Raw genomic sequence first — 18382 nt, forward strand, 5'->3', positions numbered from 1 at the left:
CGAAACCCAAATCATCTGATCTGAAAGGAATGAACAATGGCTGCGAACATGTTCGTTAATATCTCTGACATCCCTGGCGATGCGACCGAAAAAGGCCACGACAAATGGATCGTGATCCAATCTCTGAGCTGGAACGTCGAGCGCGCCGTCGAGATGACCGATCTGGGGTCCACGCAACGCGGTCACGCGAACTCCAACTTCGGCAAGGTCGAAGTCACGTCCCAGATGGGCATTGCCTCCAATAAACTGGCAACATCGGTTGCAAACGGCACTGTGCGCCCCGAAATCAAACTGCATATGTGCCGGTCCGGCGAAAGCGCCTCTGCCGGTCTGGAAGCCTATTCCATCTGGAAACTGAAGGATGTCGTGATCGACAGCTACTCGATTTCCGGGTCTGAAGACGGCATTCCGGAAGAAACCTGGACCATGGCTTATGCTGCAATTGAGCACGAATATAAGTCCACCGACCAGAAAACGGCGAAATTGAAGACCGAAAACACCTTCAAGTGGAACGTTCAGACCGGTCAGGTCGAATAATCCAACGCTTTGCCGTGTTATCAAAGTCCCGGGCGTTGTGGCGCCCGGGGCCAAAAATATATTCATTCTGACATTTCAGGGGGGAGCGCTTCGTGTCCATGACAGCACAAGAGCATCTGAAAGAGAGCGATCCGGCTGCGGCTTTGACCGCGTTGCAGGACGAAGTTCGGAAAGATCCGTCCAATGCCAAATTGCGGATCTTTCTGTTCCAGCTCCTGTGTGTTCTTGGGGACTGGAAGCGCGCGGTCACCCAGTTGAAACTATCCGCCGACATGGACAGCGCGGCGACGACGATGGCTCAGGCCTACCGCGAAGCCATCATCTGCGAGGTCTATCGCGACAAGGTCTTCAAGGGCGAAAAGGATCCCCTGATCTTCGGTGAGCCGCAAGAGTGGCTCGCGCTGCTGATTCAGGCACAAAAAGCGCAGGCAACCGGCAACATCCAGCAGGCCGCCGACATCCGTGCGCGTGCGTTCGATGCCGCTCCGGCGGTGAGCGGAGAGATCAATGGAACGCGGTTCGACTGGATCGCGGACGCGGACTCGCGCCTGGGCCCGGTACTGGAAGTCATTGTAAACGGGCGTTATTTCTGGATGCCCTTTGCTCAGATCGAGACGCTGGAACTGGAAGAGCCTGCGGACCTGCGGGATTCGGTGTGGATGGCGGGTACGCTGACACCGAAAGAGGGCGGTGCGCTCGCCGTTCTGGTGCCTGCCCGTTACCCGGGATCAGCCGAGGCCGGTGGCAAGGCCGCGCTGGGCCGGGAAACCAATTGGACCGATTTGGGCGCCGATACGTTTTCAGGTCTGGGGCAGCGTGTTCTGGCCACCAACGTCGAAGACGTCGCGTTGATGGATCTGCGTTTGCTGAAGATGGACGGGAGCACGTCTGGCGATGGCTGACAAGACCATCGCCGAGCGCTTGCAGCCGTCGCTTTTGGATCGGCTCACAGATGATGCGCCCAACGAGCGAAAGGAGACGCGTGATACCCGCGTCATTGATCTCGTCCGGCTTCGGGAAATCATCCAGCGCGATTTGTCCTGGCTGCTGAACACGCAGAACGCCACGCATTACATCGATGAAGAGCGATACCCGGCCGTGTCAAAGTCGGTGCTGAATTTCGGGTTGCGGGAAGTGACCGGTGAATTCACCGCCAAGGAGAAGATCCGCGAAATTCGGGATGCGATCCGCGTGGCGATTCAGACCTATGAACCCCGGATCATTGACGGTTCCGTCGATGTGATGCTGGTCGACGGCGATGACACTGCGCAAATGACCATTGCATTGGAAATTCGGGCTGACATGTGGGCGCAGCCCATGCCCCTGGAGCTGTATTTGCGGTCGAAGGTGGATCTGACGACCGGTGAAATTCATATGGATCGGAGGGGCTGACATGGACACCAGGCTCCTTGAACACTATGAAACCGAGCTCAATTACCTCCGCGACATGGGCGCGGAATTTGCGGCGGCCTATCCGAAAATTGCGTCCCGTCTGGGTATGGAGGGGGTCGAGGTCCTCGACCCATACGTCGAACGCCTGCTGGAGGGCGTGGCCTTCCTGTCGGCCCGGGTTCAATTGGAGCTGCAGCTCCAATACCCGAATTTCACCTCAAACCTGCTCGAGATCATCTATCCGCATTATCTTGCCCCGACGCCCTCGATGATGATTGCGCGGATGGAGCCGGATATATCGAATTCCGCCGTAAAAGCAGGATACAAACTGCCCCGAGGGACCGTCATGCGGTCAGGGCTGACCGATGGCCTGCAAACCGCGGTCGAGTTTCACACCGCGTCCGATCTGACATTGTGGCCGGTGGAAATCGCCGAGGCGCAGTATATTGACGGACGCGGGGACCTTGTCGCGGCCGGTGTGGCGCAGGGATACGATGCCCGGGCGGGTATCCGGCTGCGGTTGCGTCGCAAAGATGGTGAGCCGATCCGAGAACTCGACATGGACAGCCTCAGCCTGTTCTTGACGAATGCCGCCGGAAACAGTTGGCCGCTGCTCGAACTGCTCTGTACGCAGGTCACCGGTATCGTTGGCCGCAGCACGGACCGGCGGGATGATTGGCAGCTGCCCTTGCAGGACGCGACGGTGAAACAGAAAGGGTTTTCGCCGGACGAAGCCCTGCTGCCGGTGCCGCGCCGGGTGTTCGATGGGTATCGGTTGCTCCAGGAATACTTCGCGATGCCCGAGCGCTTTCGGTTTGTGGAACTGGACGGACTAAAAGCCGCCATTCGTAAGGCCAAGGGCGCCGATGTCGACCTCTACATTCTGCTGCGTGACGGGATGAAGGGGATTGACACGGTCGTTGCTCCGGAGGTGTTCGAACCCTACGCGGTGCCGGCGGTCAACCTGTTTGAAAAGCGCTGTGACCGGGTGCGCGTGTTGTCCAAGGACACGCAGCATCACGTTATTCCCAACCGAACCGCTGGTCTGGATTTCGAGATTTATGCGCTCCAATCGGTGACCGGGATCAGTGGCGATGGTGAGGATGACGTAATCTTTCGCCCGTTTTATTCGGCAACCGACCTGACAGCCGCCGGAGAGGGCCATTCCGCCTATTACACGCTGAAGCGCCAGATGCGTCAGCGCTCCGAGAAGGAGCGCCTGCGGGGGGTCCGGTCGTCCTATCTTGGTTCAGAAGTCTACCTGACGCTCGTCGATCGCGCCCAGGCCCCCTACAGTGCGGGGCTGGAACAGTTGGCGGTGACCGCCCTGTGCACCAACCGCGACCTGCCGATGCTGCTGGCCACCGGGAATGACGATGTATTCCACCTGCCCGACGGCGGTCCGGTCAAGGCGATTTCGCTACCCGTTTCGCCGACGCGCCCCCATCCGACGCTCGCGCAAGGGGATACGGCCTGGCGGCTGATTTCACATCTGAGCCTCAACTACATGTCCATTGCAGAAAGTGAGAGAGGCCAGTCCGCCGCGGCCCTGAGAGAGTTGATCGGCCTCTATGCACCACTTGGAAACAGAGTGACTGACAAGCAGCTGGAGGGCATCCTGTCGGTCTCCACCCGCCCCATTGTCAGGCGGATGAGCGACGAGGTCCTGTCCACCGCTGTCCGCGGCATCGAGGTCTCGCTCGGCTTTGATGAGAGCTATTTTGAAGGCACGAATATCTATGCGCTGGGAGCCGTTCTGGAACGTTTCTTCCGGGGCTACGCCAGCATAAACTCATTTACGGAAACTGTCCTGAAAACGGAAAAACGCGGGGAAATTGCCCGATGGCGACCAGTGAAAGGTCTGGGTCGCGTTCTGTGACCGGATCTGAAAAATCTCTATTCGACAAGCTCGTCGATGCGCCGGAACAACATCATCTGTTTCAGGCGCTGCGCGTGCTTGAAGCACATTTCTCCGACCACCCCCGTTTGGGGGAAAGCCGCCGCCCCCGGCAGGACGCGCTGCGCCTGGGACAAGAGGCGGAGCTTGCGTTTCCGCCATCCACTATTGCGGATTTCAAATCCGCAACGGCGGATTCTCCCGCCCGTCTGACCAACCGGTTTTTCGGCCTCTTCGGTCCATCGGGACCGCTGCCGCTGCATATGACAGAATATGCCCGTGACCGGCGGCGGAACCACCGCGACCCGACCATGGTCGCCTTCGCCGACATGCTGACGCACCGGATGCTCAGCCTGTTGTATCGCGCCTGGTCGCAGGGGTCTCCGGCGGTGAATTTTGATCGCGGCAATGACCAAATGGCCCGCAAGGTGGCCGCTCTGGTCGGCTACCATGGGGATCATCTGCAGGATCGCGATGAGATGCCCGACCTCGCACGGCTGCACTACGCCGGTCACCTCGGGCAGCAGGCGAGAAATCCCGAAGGTCTGGTCTCGATCATCTCCTCCTTTCTGGGGGTCAAAGTGACCCTGCAGGAGTTTGTGGGCTCATGGCTGGAACTGGAGCCGGATGATCGCTGGCAACTCGGGATGGGGTCTTTGGGCCGGACCACTTCAATTGGCGATAAAGTCTGGACCCGATCCGCAAAATTCCGCCTGCGCATCGGCCCATTGTCATTGAAAGACTACGAGCGGCTCCTGCCCGGCGGGGACAGCCTCAACCGGTTGCGCTCCATTGTCCGGACATATGTCGGCGACTGCCTCGATTGGGATGTGAACCTGGTTCTGGACGGGGACGAGGTGCCACGCGCAAGCCTGGGGGGGACAACGCGGCTGGGACATACCAGTTGGATTGGCACGCGTCGCGACCCGGATGCGGAGCGTGCCGACGCCGAGGATCTATTTCTATATCCGGCGCATACGGCGTCAGGACAAAATAATTCGACAGAGGGAAGGACCTGATATGACTGAGATCAGCCGTGTGGCCTTGTTTGGAAAACTCAACAAACTGGGATATCAGGCCGTCGAAAGTGCGACCGTCTTTTGCAAGATGCGGGGCAACCCATATGTCGAGTTGGTGCATTGGCTGCATCAGCTTCTGGCGCAGCAGGACAGCGACATTCACCGCATCATTGCGCATTACGATCTGGATCAGGGGAAAATCGCAACCGAGCTGACGCGGGCGCTGGATATGCTGCCACGCGGGGCGTCGACGATTTCGGATCTGTCCGATCATCTGATGGACGCCATGGAGCGCGGTTGGGTCTGGGGCTCTCTGCTCTACTCGGCAAATCAGGTTCGGTCGGGGCATCTTCTGCTGGGGATGCTGAAGACACCGGCGCTGCGCAATATTCTGAACAGCATGTCCCCTGAACTGGCGCGCATTGGTCCGGACGATCTGGCCGACCATTTCGCCGAGGCGACCGATGGCTCGCCGGAAGAGCGTTTGACGGCGCAGGATGGATCCAACGTGGGGGGCGGCGCCACTCCGGGCGAGGCCTCCGGCGCGATGAGCCCGGGCCAGATGGGGCAAGGAGAAGCGCTGGAGCAGTTCTGTACGGATCTGACAGCGCAGGCCAAGGCCGGGGAAATCGACCCGATCGTGGGACGCGACGAAGAGATCCGCCAGATAGTGGATATCCTGATGCGGCGGCGCCAGAACAACCCGATCCTCACCGGTGAGGCGGGCGTCGGAAAAACCGCAGTGGTCGAGGGGTTTGCCCTTCGGATCGCCCGGGGTGATGTTCCGCCCGCTTTGCAGGATGTGCGTCTTCTGGTCCTGGATGTGGGTCTTCTGCAGGCCGGAGCCAGCATGAAAGGTGAGTTCGAAAACCGGCTGCGTCAGGTGATCGACGAAGTTCAGGCCAGCCCGACGCCGATTGTCATGTTTGTCGATGAAACCCATACCCTCGTCGGGGCAGGCGGCGCAGCCGGCACCGGCGATGCCGCGAACCTGCTGAAACCGGCCCTAGCGCGGGGAACATTGCGGACCATCGGGGCAACCACCTGGGCGGAATACAAGAAATACATCGAGAAGGACCCGGCCCTGACCCGGCGTTTCCAGGTCGTCAAGGTCGAAGAGCCCTCGGTGCCCAAGGCGATCCTGATGATGCGTGGGATTGCATCGATGCTGGAAAAACACCACCGGGTTCAGGTTCTGGACGAGGGGATCGAGGCCGCAGTCAGCCTGTCCGCCCGTTATATTCCTGCCCGTCAGTTGCCGGACAAATGTGTGAGCCTCCTTGATACCGCCTGCGCCCGCGTCGCGGTGAGCCAGCACGCGGTGCCCGCCGAGGTGGATGACAGCCAACGCCGGATCGAAGCGTTGACCACCGAATTGGAAATCATAGGCCGCGATGAAACCGCAGGATACGACGTCGCGGACCGCCGCGAGGCCGTCACGGTGGCCAAAGATGCCGAAACCGCGCGGCTGGCTGAATTGACCGCCCAATGGGACAAAGAAAAATCCTGTGTCGACGCGATCCTTGACCTGAGGGCGAAGCTCCGGGAAGGGGCGGCCCCCGTCGATGTGCCGATGGCGGATGAAAATGCGCCGGAAAGCCCGCTGTCCGAGGAAGAGCGGGCGCAGCTCATGACGGAGCTGAAAGCCAAGAACGCAGAACTGGAAACGCTGCAGGGAGACCGGCCGCTTATTCTGCCGATTGTCGATCACCAGGCGGTCGCGTCTGTGGTGGGGGATTGGACCGGCATTCCGGTCGGACGCATGGTCAAGGATGAGATCCAGACCATTCTCAATCTGGAGGAACACCTGGCAAAACGCGTGATTGGTCAGGATCATGCGATGAAGATGATCGCCAAGCGCATTCAGACCAGCCGGGCGGGTCTTGATAACCCGAACAAGCCCATCGGTGTCTTCATGCTCGCCGGGACCTCGGGGGTCGGGAAAACCGAAACCGCACTGGCCTTGGCCGAAGTCCTCTACGGTGGTGAGCAGAATGTGATCACCATCAATATGTCCGAGTATCAGGAGGCGCATACGGTCAGCTCGCTGAAAGGCGCGCCTCCGGGGTATGTTGGCTATGGTGAGGGTGGTGTTCTGACCGAGGCGGTTCGGCGCAAACCCTATGCGGTCGTGCTGCTCGATGAAGTTGAGAAAGCCCACCCCGATGTGCATGAGATCTTTTTTCAGGTGTTTGACAAAGGCGTCATGGAGGACGGCGAAGGCCGGGTGATCGATTTCAAGAACACGCTGATCCTGCTGACGACCAATGCCGGGTCGGACATGGTGATGGACATGTGTTCTGACCCGGACCTGCTACCGGACCCCGAGGGGCTGGCCAAGGCGCTGCGCGATCCCCTCCTGAAGGTGTTCCCGCCGGCCTTGCTCGGACGCATGGTCACGATACCATACTACCCATTGTCGCCGGGGATGATCGCAGAGATCACGAAGCTGCAACTGGGCCGGATCCAGAAACGGGTCGAAAGCTCCCATGGTGTTCCTTTCGTCTATACCGATGCGGTGGTCGATACGATTGTCGATCGCTGCCAGGAGCTGGAGAGCGGCGGCAGGATGATCGATGCGATTGTCACCAATTCGATGCTGCCGGATATTTCAAATGAGTTCCTGCGCCGCTTGATGGAGGGGCAGGAGGTCAAGACCGTCTCAATCGATGTGGATGGAGGCGAATTCACATATGCCTTTGACTGACACCGTCCAGGGCGGTGAAGGCTATGAATTTTCCGCTGCCAAGGGATGCTCGCGGAGCAGAGGCAGACATTGCGAAGCATCACCGGTGGCGGAAATCCCGCCCCACCCTGTGATGAGATACGGCGATTTATGCGGCCGCATTCCCGGCCAGACGTGGAAACGAACCATGGAGACGTGAACGTGTCAGAAGTGACCACCAATACACCGGCATTTGGGTCCAGGGCCTGGGCGCAGGCCTTGATCGAGCGGCCAAGCGTGACAAATGCTATCCTTGTGGTGATCATTTTCAACGCGGTGACACTCGGCCTGAGTACATCGGATGTCGCACAGGCGCACATCGGCGGATTGCTCGACATCATAGACCGGGCCGTAATTGCGATCTTCATAGTTGAACTCAGCCTCAAGCTATATGCCTATGGCCTGCGGTTCTTTTCCTCTGCCTGGAACGTGTTCGACCTGATTGTGGTGACACTTGGCCTGCTGCCAGACCGGCAGGGGCTGTCGGCTCTGCGCGGATTGCGCGTGATCCGCGCGCTGCGGCTTTTGTCTGTGATTCCGCAAATGCGAGCGGTTGTTCAGGCGTTGCTGGACGCGCTGCCGGGCATGGGCGCTGTGATCGTGATGATTTCGATCGTGTTCTATGTCTTCGCCGTGATGTCGACGCTCATGTATGGTGACGGCTTTCCGCAATGGTTCGGCACATTGGGCAGGTCCTTCTATTCGCTGTTCCAGATCATGACGCTGGAGAGTTGGTCCATGGGGATCGTACGCCCCGTCATGGAGGTGCATCCCTTCGCCTGGGCGTTTTTCGTCCCCTTCATCGTGGTCACGGCATTTTCGGTTCTGAACCTCTTTATCGGTCTTTTGGTGAACACCATGCAATCTGCAGTGGAGGCGGAAACCGAGGCCGAGATTTCCAAGCTCAGAGATCTGGTGAAATCTGAAACCGATGTCGTGGACGCCCATGTGGTGGAGCTACGCGATGAAATCCGGTCCCTGAGAACCGAAATTGCTGCGTTGCGGGAGAAAGACAATGGCTGACAGCTCTCAAAAGTTCATTGCACGCAATCGGGCGCCTCGGGTGCAGATCGAATATGATGTCGAGCTTTATGGCGCCGAAAAAAAGGTGCAGTTGCCGTTCGTAATGGGGGTGATGGCGGATCTGGTGGGGCAATCAAAAACGGCCCAGCCTGCGATTGCGGATCGGAAATTTCTGGACATCGACGTCGATAATTTTGATGAGCGTATGCGGTCTCTCGCTCCGCGCGCGGCGTTTTCGGTTCCGAATACGCTGACGGGCGAAGGAAACCTGTCGGTTGATCTGACATTTGAAAGCATGTCGGATTTCTCGCCCGGAGCGATTGCCTCCAAAGTGGATGCCCTGCGCCCCCTGCTGGACGCGCGTCAACAGCTTGAACAGTTGATGACCTATATGGATGGCAAAGCGGGCGCTGAGGAACTGATCGAGAAAATTCTGGGGTCGCCGGCACTTCTGTCATCGCTCGCGGCGTCTAGCGCATCGGCGGGTGCAGAAACGACCGCGGCCCTGCAGAGCCTGCGGGAGGTTGAAGTACCAGCCGAGGACAGGGGTCCCGACACGGCGGATATTCTGGGGCAGCTTGCGTCACACGCGCCTGAGACCGCGCAGGAGGCTGACCCAACCGCCGGAATTCTGGGTGCGCTGAGCGCGGCTGCGCCTCAATCACCCACCGCCGATGACGATGCCGCGGATGTTCTCTCCGCACTCGCCGCCGTCGAGCCGGATGTGGTTGCGGACCAGAACAGTGGCACGGCCGAAACGCTGGCGCACCTTGCGGCATCCGCTCCGGTGGCAGAGATCGAAGAGGACGAGACAGGCGCCGTGTTGTCGGAGCTCGGCCGTCAGGAGCCTGTGGTCGCGGAGCCGGATCGCGCGGTTGACGATGCGCTTGCGGATCTGGCAGGGCAAATTTCGGCCGAAGAGCCAGACGCCGAAGACATGACATCCGGTATTCTCAGCGGCTTGGCGGCCTCTGCACCTGATCACCCGTCCGAAGAGCAGGATATACAGGGCGATATTCTGGCCAATATCACCCGGCGCGACAATCAGGCAGAGGGAGCAGAACAAGAGGTTCAGGATGTTCTGGCGAGCCTTGATACAGGCGTCGAAGATACCCCCTCGGATCAAGTGGATATCGCGAGCGTACTCTCCGGCGTTGAAGCGGTCGAAGAGACGGCAGAGCCGGAGGATGAAGATCTGACCAGCCTGCTCGCAGACCTCGACACGCCGCAAGACGCTGAAACGGTGAGTGTCGATGACGTTCTGTCCGGTTTGGAAACTCCGGACGACAGCACAGCCGAGGAAGACATCGACCTTGATGCTCTGCTTGGAGATCTCGACACGCCTGACGATGCGGTTGAGACAAGCGCCGACGATGTGCTGGGGAGCCTCGGTGCGGTGGAGGAGGCCGCGGATGAGGAAGAGCTCGACCTGGATGCGCTGCTTGGTGATCTCGACGCGCCTGACGATGTGGTTGAGACAAGTGCTGACGATGTGCTGGGGAGCCTCGGTGCGGTGGACGACGCCGCAGATGAGGAAGAGCTCGACCTGGATGCTCTGCTTGGCAGCTTGGATGCGCCGGAAGATGTTTCAGAACCGGCTATCGCTGATGCAGCCGCTGATGTGACGGAAGGCGCCGCGTCTGCGCCGGAGGATGATCTCGATTTGGACGCTTTGCTTGGTGACGTTGACGCGGACGGAGGAGAGAGCGGTTTCGATGCGCAGCCTGACGACGGAGATTTCGATCTCGACAGCCTGCTGGCCGAAACAGAACAGCAGGATGCGGAAAGCGCCCTCGATCCTGATGCGCTGCTTGGCGGCGAGCCTGAGGCCGACGAACAGGAAGCAAGCCTTGCCGAAGATACCGCAAACACAGTGGCAAATGACACGGGCGACGATGATCTTGATGACCTGTTGGGTGGCCTTGATCTGGGGGAAGCTGACACGGATGACCTCGATGATCTGGATGCGCTGTTTGGGGACCTTGATGCGGAGGTCGATACGGAAGAGGCTGATGATCTCGATGATCTGGATGCGCTTCTTGCCGATCTCGGCGATGATGACGGTTCGGATGATGCAGGACTTGATGCGTTGCTGGGCGATTTGGACGATGGCGATGCGCCGACAGACGACGAGAGCAGCCAACGCAAACCCGAGCTTGCATATGGCACGATTTCAGCAGACAGGCCGGAGCCGCAAAAGCTGACACGCAAGCGCTTCCGCATCGCTATTTTCGGCGATTTCACCGGCCGCGCGGCAAAGGGGCAGCTCGACACCGGGGAGGCCCTGGCGGAGCGCAAACCGATCGTGCTGGATCCGGACACGATTGACGACGTCATCGAGAGCTTTGCGACCGAGCTTGTGCTTCCGATTGGAAAAGAGGGTGCGGGCATTTCCGTAAAGCTGGGCGAGATCGACGATCTGCACCCGGATGAGCTTTATGACAACGTTGCGCTGTTCTCCGAACTGGTCAGTCTGCGCAAGCAGCTTCAGAGCGGGGTCACCAAAGATCATGCCATGAAGACCCTGTCTGGCTGGGCCGAGGCACATGGCACCCCGGCGCGTGCGCCGAAATCGCGGTCTGGCGGCAATGCGGTGCCCGCCGACAAAAGGCTGAGCGACTTCCAAAGCCTGATTGGCGACACAACCAACAGTCTGCGCACGGTTTCCCCGGTCGAAGATATGATGGCGCGGATCGTGGGGCCCCATATCCGTGCCTTGCCGGATCCCAATCTCGGCGCAATGCAGGAGGCGGTCGACCTTGCGCTCTCAGATGCGATGCGGTTGGTCCTGCATCACCCGGAGTTCCAATCGGTAGAGGCGCAGTGGCGCTCGTTGGATCTGATCGCGCGATCAGTCGAAGTCGACGATACTCTGGACGTGATGGTCTATGATGTCTCGGCCGAGGAGCTGGCGGCAGATCTCGCGGCGCAGGAGGACCTGTCCCAAACCGGATTTGTGCGCCTGCTGACCGAAGACCCGATGGACGAGGAAACTGGCCGTGGCGCCTATTCTGCGCTTGTTGGTCTCTATACCTTTGAGGAAACGCCCCCGCATGCCGAATTGCTGGCGCGATTTGCACGCGTTGCAGCGCATGTCGATGCGCCTTTCCTGGCTGCCATTACGCCCGGTTTCTGGGGCACGGAGAAGGCAGAGCGGCCAAAGGTCGTGGCGGAGGCATGGGATACGCTGAGCGGCATGGCAGAAGCGGGCCATCTCGGGCTTTTGACGCCCCGGTTTCTGTTGCGGCGACCCTATGGCGCCCGGTCGGAGCCGATTGATCCCTTCGACTTTGAGGAGTTCACCCAGGCGGAAGGGCTGCGTGGCATGCTGTGGGGGAACCCGGTGGTTCTCGCCGCTATTCTGATGGCGAAGTCCTTCAGGGAGAACGGCCCGTCCCTGCAACTGGGATCTATCATGTCTTTGGGGGATATGCCGTTTCACTATGTGAACGACCGCTTCGGGGATCAGGTTGCTCTGCCTTGTACGGAACGCAATGTGGACCTGGAAAAGATTGCAATTGCCAAAGAACGTGGTTTCATGCCGATTGCGTCTGTCCGCGGCAGGGATGAGATCCGCCTGACCTCCTTCAACTCTTTGCGTGGCGACACCTTGCTGGGACCCTGGACAGGAGAACCAGCGCCTGAACCGTCACCACCGGACCCGCGACCGTCGAAACCTGCGGCGGCGGAAGGTGGCGATACCGGCGACAGCGACGATTTAGACTTCGATTTTGATTTGGACGATGCCAGTGGTGACGACGACGATTTGGACGCGCTGCTTTCTGGATTTGGAGACGACGATACTGATTTGGACGGCGATTTGGATGCCGACCTTGAGGCACTTTTGAATGACCTATGATTTTGTATTCCGAAACTCTTTACCCAGGGCTGAGGCGTGCCTCGCCGGTGCCCGGGACAGAAAGGAGAAGCCATGACCGAAAGCAAAGCCCATGAAAATGACGTCGTTTGGATGTCCGGGTCTTATTCGGTAAAAGGGCTTATGATGCGCCGCGCCATCGTACGCGAAGGATTGAGCAAGCTCACCGAAACGACAATCGAATTCCAGTCCAGAAACTCCGCTGTGTCACTAGATGATCTGGTCGGCCAGACCATGAATCTGCATGTGATAACGGAAAACGGGAAGGAGCAAAAATACTCAGGTCTATGCATTTCAGTTGAGAATTTTGGATTTCGCGACGGATACACTCAGTTCGTTGCAGAAGTCCGGCCGTGGTTCTGGCTTCTGACGCGCACCGAGGATTGCCGGGTCTTTCAGAATATGACGGCACCGGACATCATCAAGCAGGTGCTGAGCGATCACGGGTTTTCAGATTACAAGGACAGCATGTCCGGATCCTACGCCCAGAGGGACTATTGCCTTCAGTACCGCGAAAGCGATTATGCCTTCCTCTGTCGCCTGATGGAGGAGGAGGGGATCTATTTCTTCTTCGACAGCAACAGCAGCCAATCAACTGCGGAAAAGCTCGTCTTTGCGGACGGGCTGAGCGCGCACAAACCGATCAGTGAAAACCCCTCTGCGGAATTCCACATCCGCGATGATGCGGATCGCAGGCGCGGTGAACATGTTGCAGAGCTGAGCAAGATCGAGCAGGTCACCCGCGGCAAGGTCACGCTGAACGATTTCGACTTCACCACCCCGCAGGCGGATCTGAAAGTCAGCGACGCGCAGGCCAAGGGCAAGCATAAATACAAGAATTTCGAAGTTTACGACTATCAGGCGCACTATCGAAAAGACAGTGCGCGGGGCACCGGACTGGCGCGCGCGCGTATGGATGCGGAGGCTCTGACCTATCAGCAATGGCGTGGCGCATCGTCGTTACGAACTCTGGGCGCGGGCTATACGTTCAAGCTCACCAAACACGCTGACACGGACTCCAACAACGATTTTCTGGTGATCGAGGCTACGCATTACCTGAAGGTCGACAGCGAATTCGGGGAACGGGAACGGGGCGTGCGGACTGCGCAGAAACAGGAGGGTATGCGCCGGGATCTGGTGGCGCAGAACCTCGACTTTCCCAAGGAGATGGAAAAGGACAGCTACGCCAACACATTCCGGGTGATCGAGAAATCGGTCCAGTTCCGCGCTCCGAGGGTCACGCCCTGGCCAGAGGTTCCGGGTATCCAGACCGCGACCGTGGTCGGCAACTCGGGCGAGGAAATCCTGACGGACGAACATGGTCGGGTGAAAATCCAGTTCCATTGGGATCGCGAAGGCAAGAAGAACGAGACCTCATCCTGCTTTGTCCGGGTGATGACGCCCTGGTCCGGCAAGGATTGGGGCATGGTCGCCGTGCCACGGATCGGACAGGAAGTCGTGGTGCAGTTCGAAGATGGAAATCCGGACCGTCCGATTGTGACCGGGATGCTCTATAACTCGGAGACCAAACCGCCCTACACATACCCCGACGATCAGACGCAGCTTGGCATCAAGACGAATTCGTCCAAGGGCGGGGGCGGCTACAACGAATTGATGTTTGATGACAAGAAGGACGCTGAGTTGATGCGCATTCAGGCGCAGAAATATCAGCAGACGCTGGTCAAGGACCGAATGTCGATGACCGTGGGTCTGGATGCGATCGATAAAGCTGTCGCTTCGGTGGATGAGAAATCATATGATCTGACCATCAAGCAGCATATGAATGAGACGGTTGTCACCGGCAACCGCACCGAAATCGTCGAGACCGGCGATAAGATCGAGACCGTGAAGAAAGGAAACTTCACAGAAACGATCGAAACCGGCGACAAGACGATGACGATCGAAAAGGGGAGCCTCACCGAAAATATCGATACTGGCGATATGGATCTCACCATTGCCACGGGGAACCTGACCGAGAAGATCAGCCTCGGCAACATCACGACAGAAGCATCCGCTGGCAAGATCGCGATCAAGGCGGGCATGGAAATTACACTGACCGTGGGTGGGTCATCGATTAAAATCGATAACTCAGGTGTTACTATCAGTGGACCGATCATAAAGGTTCAGGCTGATGGGATGCTGGAAGCGAAATCTCCGCTGACGACTGTCAAGGGCGATGGAATGCTGACCCTCAAGGGCGGCGTCACCATGATCAACTAGGCGTATATGACATGGCTGAGATGTTTGAAAATTTGGTGAAACTGCCGAAGGAGCCGGTGGCGAAAATCTTGTCGCGACAACAGGTGTTGTTGAAAACGCGTCTGGAGAGTGAGGTCAGTGCGACCGCGCCTCAGGTGATTTCCGAACTTTACGAGAAAAAGGCGATGATCGATCTGCTGCGGCTCATGGGGATCCTGTTGCCGCCGCGCGAAAGGGTCTGGTGGGCCTGTCTTGCGGCCCGTGATTATATCGGCCCGCGCAGCCCGAAGGACCCCCCGTCCCTTTCCACGTCAGAAGCCTGGGTCGTCGATCCGACAGAAGACAACAGACAGGCCGCTCGGATCACGATTGACCATGCCTATGTGGATGATGATACCGTGAACTGCGCATGGGCGGTGACCTACCATGACGGAACCCTCGGGCCGGGAGATTTGCGCCAATACCCGGCGCCGGCCGGTGCCGCAGAAGCTGCGGCATTCGCCATGAATATGGTGGCCTTGGGGCAATTATCTGATAAGTTTGAAGAACATGGCTATATACTGATCGAGAGGGCGCTGGATATTGCCCGTGGCGGAAATGGCCATATTGGGACTGCGGCTGCAGATGCGGCGGGTATGCCGAAAATCGTTTCGGAAGCAAATTAAGGCTGTCAGGAGAGGCGACAACATGCGCAGACGCGCTCTTGCGGGTGATCAATGTCCTGGCCGTCTCTCTTGCTGCGCAGGTAGGGGAGAGGTGATGCTATGGGAGTGAGGTTGCGATTCCAGTCGTCTGGCACAATGCCTTCGGATGCGACCCCGCTGGAATTGCGCGGGCCAAGTCTGACCATTGGGCGAGGGGCCACAAATGACGTGGTTCTGCCAGATCCGGATCAGTTGCTCTCTCGCAATCATTGCGTCATTGAAGATCACGGCAGCCATGTCTCTGTCGTGGATCTGAGTTCCAACGGCACGTTTTTGAACTATAGCAAAATGCCGCTCGGGCCGACGCCGACGCCGCTTCATGATGGCGATGTTCTGACCGTCGGCGCCTATGAACTGGCAGTGGACATCAGCCAGGACAGCGGTGTGCCGGACCCGCTTGCGGTCGATCCGCTGGCGGCGGATCCGTTGTCGCCGGGGCATGCGGAAAACGCCCCTGATCCGTTTGCCTTGCTGGATGATGCAGGCCCGGGCGGAGATTTCCTCGATGATCTGTTGGGGGAAAACACCACCCCCAAAGGGCCGTCTCAGATGAACCCGGTGGATCCCATCGACGATCTGTTGCCGCCTCTCGGAGAGGAAGAGGATCCCTTCTTTCAGACGCCGGACGACGGGCGCCAGGGACAGGGTGCCAGTTTGCCGTCCCATAATCCCGCAGTTCAGGACGGGTTCAGCCCTCAGCTTGCACCGCAGTCATCTGTGATCCCCGACGATTGGGATGACGAGTTCCTGTCGGGGATCGGCTCCGCCGAAGACGCGCCCAGGCCAGAGATCCAACCCTTTGCCCGGCCGGCTGAGGTTGAGCGTCCTGTACCGACGCCCGCTCCGTTCGAGGCCTCTCCGCCGGTTGCACCCACTGTTCCGGTCGCGTCAGATGATCCCTTTGCCGCGCCGATTGCCGGCGTCGAGGACAGAACAGCCGCGCCTGAACCGCAAGCGGCGCCCCCTGTTGCGGTTGATCCTGAGCCTGCGGTGACAGCCCCCGCCGAGCCGTCGCCAAAGCCCGCAACCTTGCCATCGGATGGCAGCGATGTGCGGGCATTCGTGGATGCTCTGGCTGTTGAGGATCTGGAAATATCCGCAGAAGATCAGACGCCGGTGATGGAACGCATGGGCCGCGTGATGCGTATCTTCATCATTGGATTGCGTGAAATCCTGATGACGCGCACCTCGATCAAATCGGAGTTCCGGATCGAGCAGACGATGATCTCTGCCGGGGGAAATAACCCGCTGAAGTTTTCCATTTCCCCGGAGCAGGCCATCGAGTCCATGATAAAGCCCCGGGCCCGTGGCTATCTGGACGCCGAAACCGCCGCCGAAGAGGCATTGAGAGACATAAAAGCCCATGAAATAGCCATGGTCACCGGGATGGAGGCCGCTCTGAAAGGGGTGCTTGCCAAGCTGGATCCAAAACTGCTGGAAGCGCAGATTGAAAAACGTGGTGGACTTGGTGGCATTTTGCGGAACAAGAAGGCCCAGTATTGGGACGTATACGAAAACCACTACGCTGAGATCTCCGATCAGGCGGAAAACGAATTTCATGATCTGTTCAGCCGGGAATTCGCACGCGCATACAAGGCGCAGATGGACCGATTGAAAGAAGACGCTGACACGTAGGTGTGGGCCGAATAGAGAGGAGAGCCAGGTGTCCTGGGACAGCAAGGTGCTTTGGACCGAGGGGCTGTTTTTGCAGCCGCATCATTTTCAGCAGTCCGACCGCTATATGGAGGCGCAGATTGCGGGCCTTGCGCGGCGCCTGGTGCCCTATGCCTGGGGTTTCACTCGTGTCGAGATTGATTTCGAGGCCCTGAAAATAGGGCAGTTCGCGCTGAAGTCCTGCGAGGGTCTGACGCAGGATGGGGCGGTGTACCGTGTGCCAATGGCCGACAGCCATCCTCCGGCGCTCGAAGTGCCGCAGACGGTGAAGGACTGTATCGTCTACCTCACCGTGCCGCAGCGTCGGCAGGGGGGAACAGAGGTCGATCTGACCGGTGCCGAGAGATCTGCAAGCCGTCTACGCCCGGCAAAACAGGAAGTGACCGATGTGACGTCGGTGGACCGCAAACCGGTACAGTTGGATGTCGGTACGTTGCGGCTGCAATTTGCGCTGGCCGTCGATGATATGGCGGATTTGCTGGCCATTCCGGTCGCCCGCATTATCGAGGTGCGCGCGGACAAGGAAATCGTGCTGGATCAGGCCTTCATGCCGTCGGCGCTGGATATCCGGGCTGCTCCTGCTTTGCGTGACTTTCTGCGGGAACTGGAGGGTTTGCTGGCCCATCGCATGGAGGCGCTGTCGGGACGGTTGTCCGAAGCAGGCGGCGCGCGCGGTGTCGCGGATGTTTCAGATTTCATGTTGTTGGCCGTCGTAAACCGAAGCCTGCCACTGGTGCGGCACTTGCGCGAAATCGAAAACCTGCATCCAGAGCGGCTCTTTGGCATGCTCTCGAGCCTCGCCGGAGAGCTGTCCGCTTTCATGAGCATGGACAAGGTCGTGCCAGAGTTTCCCGCATATACGCATGATAACCTGAGCGCGTGTTTCGGGCCAGTGATCCGGGTCTTGCGCCAGTATCTCAGCTCTGTGCTGGAACAGACCGCGATCCCGATCAAGCTGGAACCCCGCAAATACGGGATCTCGGTCGGGGTGATCGCCGATCGCAAGCTGATAGGAAACTCGGGATTTGTGCTGGCGGTAAAGGCCGATATTCCCGCCGAAGACGTGCGACGCCACTTTGCCGGACAGGCCAAGATCGGTCCGGTCGAGGAAATTCGCCAGCTTGTGAACTCGGCGCTTCCGGGCATCACGCTGCGGCCGCTGCCCGTTGCACCCCGGCAGATCCCGTATCATTCCGGTGTGGTTTATTTTGAGATGGACGCCGACAGCCCCTATTGGGGCAAGATGACAACATCTGGCGGAATTGCCGTTCACGTATCCGGCCAATATCCCGGGCTCAACATGGAGCTGTGGGCCATTCGAAATGCTTGAACGCG

General features: G+C 58.9%; 12 protein-coding genes and 1 pseudogene. All 13 read left to right on the forward strand.

Annotated elements, in window-relative coordinates:
* The first annotated feature begins 36 nt into the window (after positions 1-36).
* The 13 genes and pseudogenes from FGE21_RS11665 (at position 37) to tssK (ending at position 18377) form a co-directional block, all read left to right on the forward strand.
* Positions 37-537: a type VI secretion system tube protein Hcp gene (locus FGE21_RS11665; protein WP_139663465.1), complete on the forward strand. Its 501-nt coding sequence runs from the start codon at positions 37-39 to the stop codon at positions 535-537.
* Positions 538-635: 98 nt separating this feature from the next.
* Positions 636-1439, forward strand: coding sequence for a type VI secretion system accessory protein TagJ (locus tag FGE21_RS11670; RefSeq protein ID WP_139663466.1), 804 nt, complete (start codon positions 636-638; stop codon positions 1437-1439).
* Positions 1432-1929 carry a type VI secretion system baseplate subunit TssE gene (gene tssE / locus FGE21_RS11675; RefSeq protein WP_139663467.1) on the forward strand — a complete coding sequence of 166 codons (498 nt, stop codon included), beginning with the start codon at positions 1432-1434 and terminating at the stop codon, positions 1927-1929. The genes FGE21_RS11670 and tssE overlap by 8 nt, the downstream gene beginning before the upstream one ends.
* 1 nt (position 1930) lies before the next feature.
* Positions 1931-3808, forward strand: coding sequence for a type VI secretion system baseplate subunit TssF (gene tssF, locus FGE21_RS11680; protein ID WP_139663468.1), 1878 nt, complete (start codon positions 1931-1933; stop codon positions 3806-3808).
* The gene (gene tssG / locus FGE21_RS11685; protein ID WP_139663469.1) at positions 3772-4845 is read left to right on the forward strand and encodes a type VI secretion system baseplate subunit TssG; all 1074 of its coding nucleotides are present in this window, start codon (positions 3772-3774) and stop codon (positions 4843-4845) included. The genes tssF and tssG overlap by 37 nt, the downstream gene beginning before the upstream one ends.
* A 1-nt stretch (position 4846) precedes the next feature.
* Complete coding sequence (gene tssH, locus FGE21_RS11690; RefSeq protein WP_139663470.1) at positions 4847-7552, forward strand: type VI secretion system ATPase TssH; 2706 nt, start codon at positions 4847-4849, stop codon at positions 7550-7552.
* A gap of 180 nt (positions 7553-7732) precedes the next feature.
* Positions 7733-8593 (forward strand): ion transporter, encoded by an 861-nt coding sequence (locus tag FGE21_RS11695; protein ID WP_255731532.1) that lies wholly within the window; start codon positions 7733-7735, stop codon positions 8591-8593.
* Positions 8586-9071 (forward strand): annotated as a pseudogene (gene tssB, locus FGE21_RS20415) (type VI secretion system contractile sheath small subunit); the annotation flags it as partial. The gene FGE21_RS11695 and the pseudogene tssB, both read left to right, overlap by 8 nt.
* 459 nt (positions 9072-9530) lie before the next feature.
* Entirely contained in the window at positions 9531-12452 is a 2922-nt protein-coding gene (locus FGE21_RS11700; protein ID WP_255731536.1) for a type VI secretion system contractile sheath domain-containing protein, read from the forward strand.
* 72 nt (positions 12453-12524) lie between these two features.
* Positions 12525-14690 (forward strand): type VI secretion system Vgr family protein, encoded by a 2166-nt coding sequence (locus FGE21_RS11705; RefSeq protein ID WP_139663473.1) that lies wholly within the window; start codon positions 12525-12527, stop codon positions 14688-14690.
* A gap of 11 nt (positions 14691-14701) precedes the next feature.
* The gene (locus FGE21_RS11710) at positions 14702-15334 is read left to right on the forward strand and encodes a hypothetical protein (RefSeq protein WP_139663474.1); all 633 of its coding nucleotides are present in this window, start codon (positions 14702-14704) and stop codon (positions 15332-15334) included.
* Between the two features lie 135 nt (positions 15335-15469).
* Positions 15470-17008: a type VI secretion system-associated FHA domain protein TagH gene (tagH, locus tag FGE21_RS11715; protein ID WP_370285657.1), complete on the forward strand. Its 1539-nt coding sequence runs from the start codon at positions 15470-15472 to the stop codon at positions 17006-17008.
* A 28-nt stretch (positions 17009-17036) separates the two neighbouring features.
* On the forward strand, positions 17037-18377 hold the full coding sequence (tssK, locus tag FGE21_RS11720; RefSeq protein ID WP_139663476.1) for a type VI secretion system baseplate subunit TssK: 1341 nt from the start codon (positions 17037-17039) through the stop codon (positions 18375-18377).
* Positions 18378-18382 lie beyond the last annotated feature (5 nt).

Source organism: Phaeobacter sp. B1627 (genome assembly GCF_006265095.1).
Lineage (GTDB): Bacteria > Pseudomonadota > Alphaproteobacteria > Rhodobacterales > Rhodobacteraceae > Epibacterium.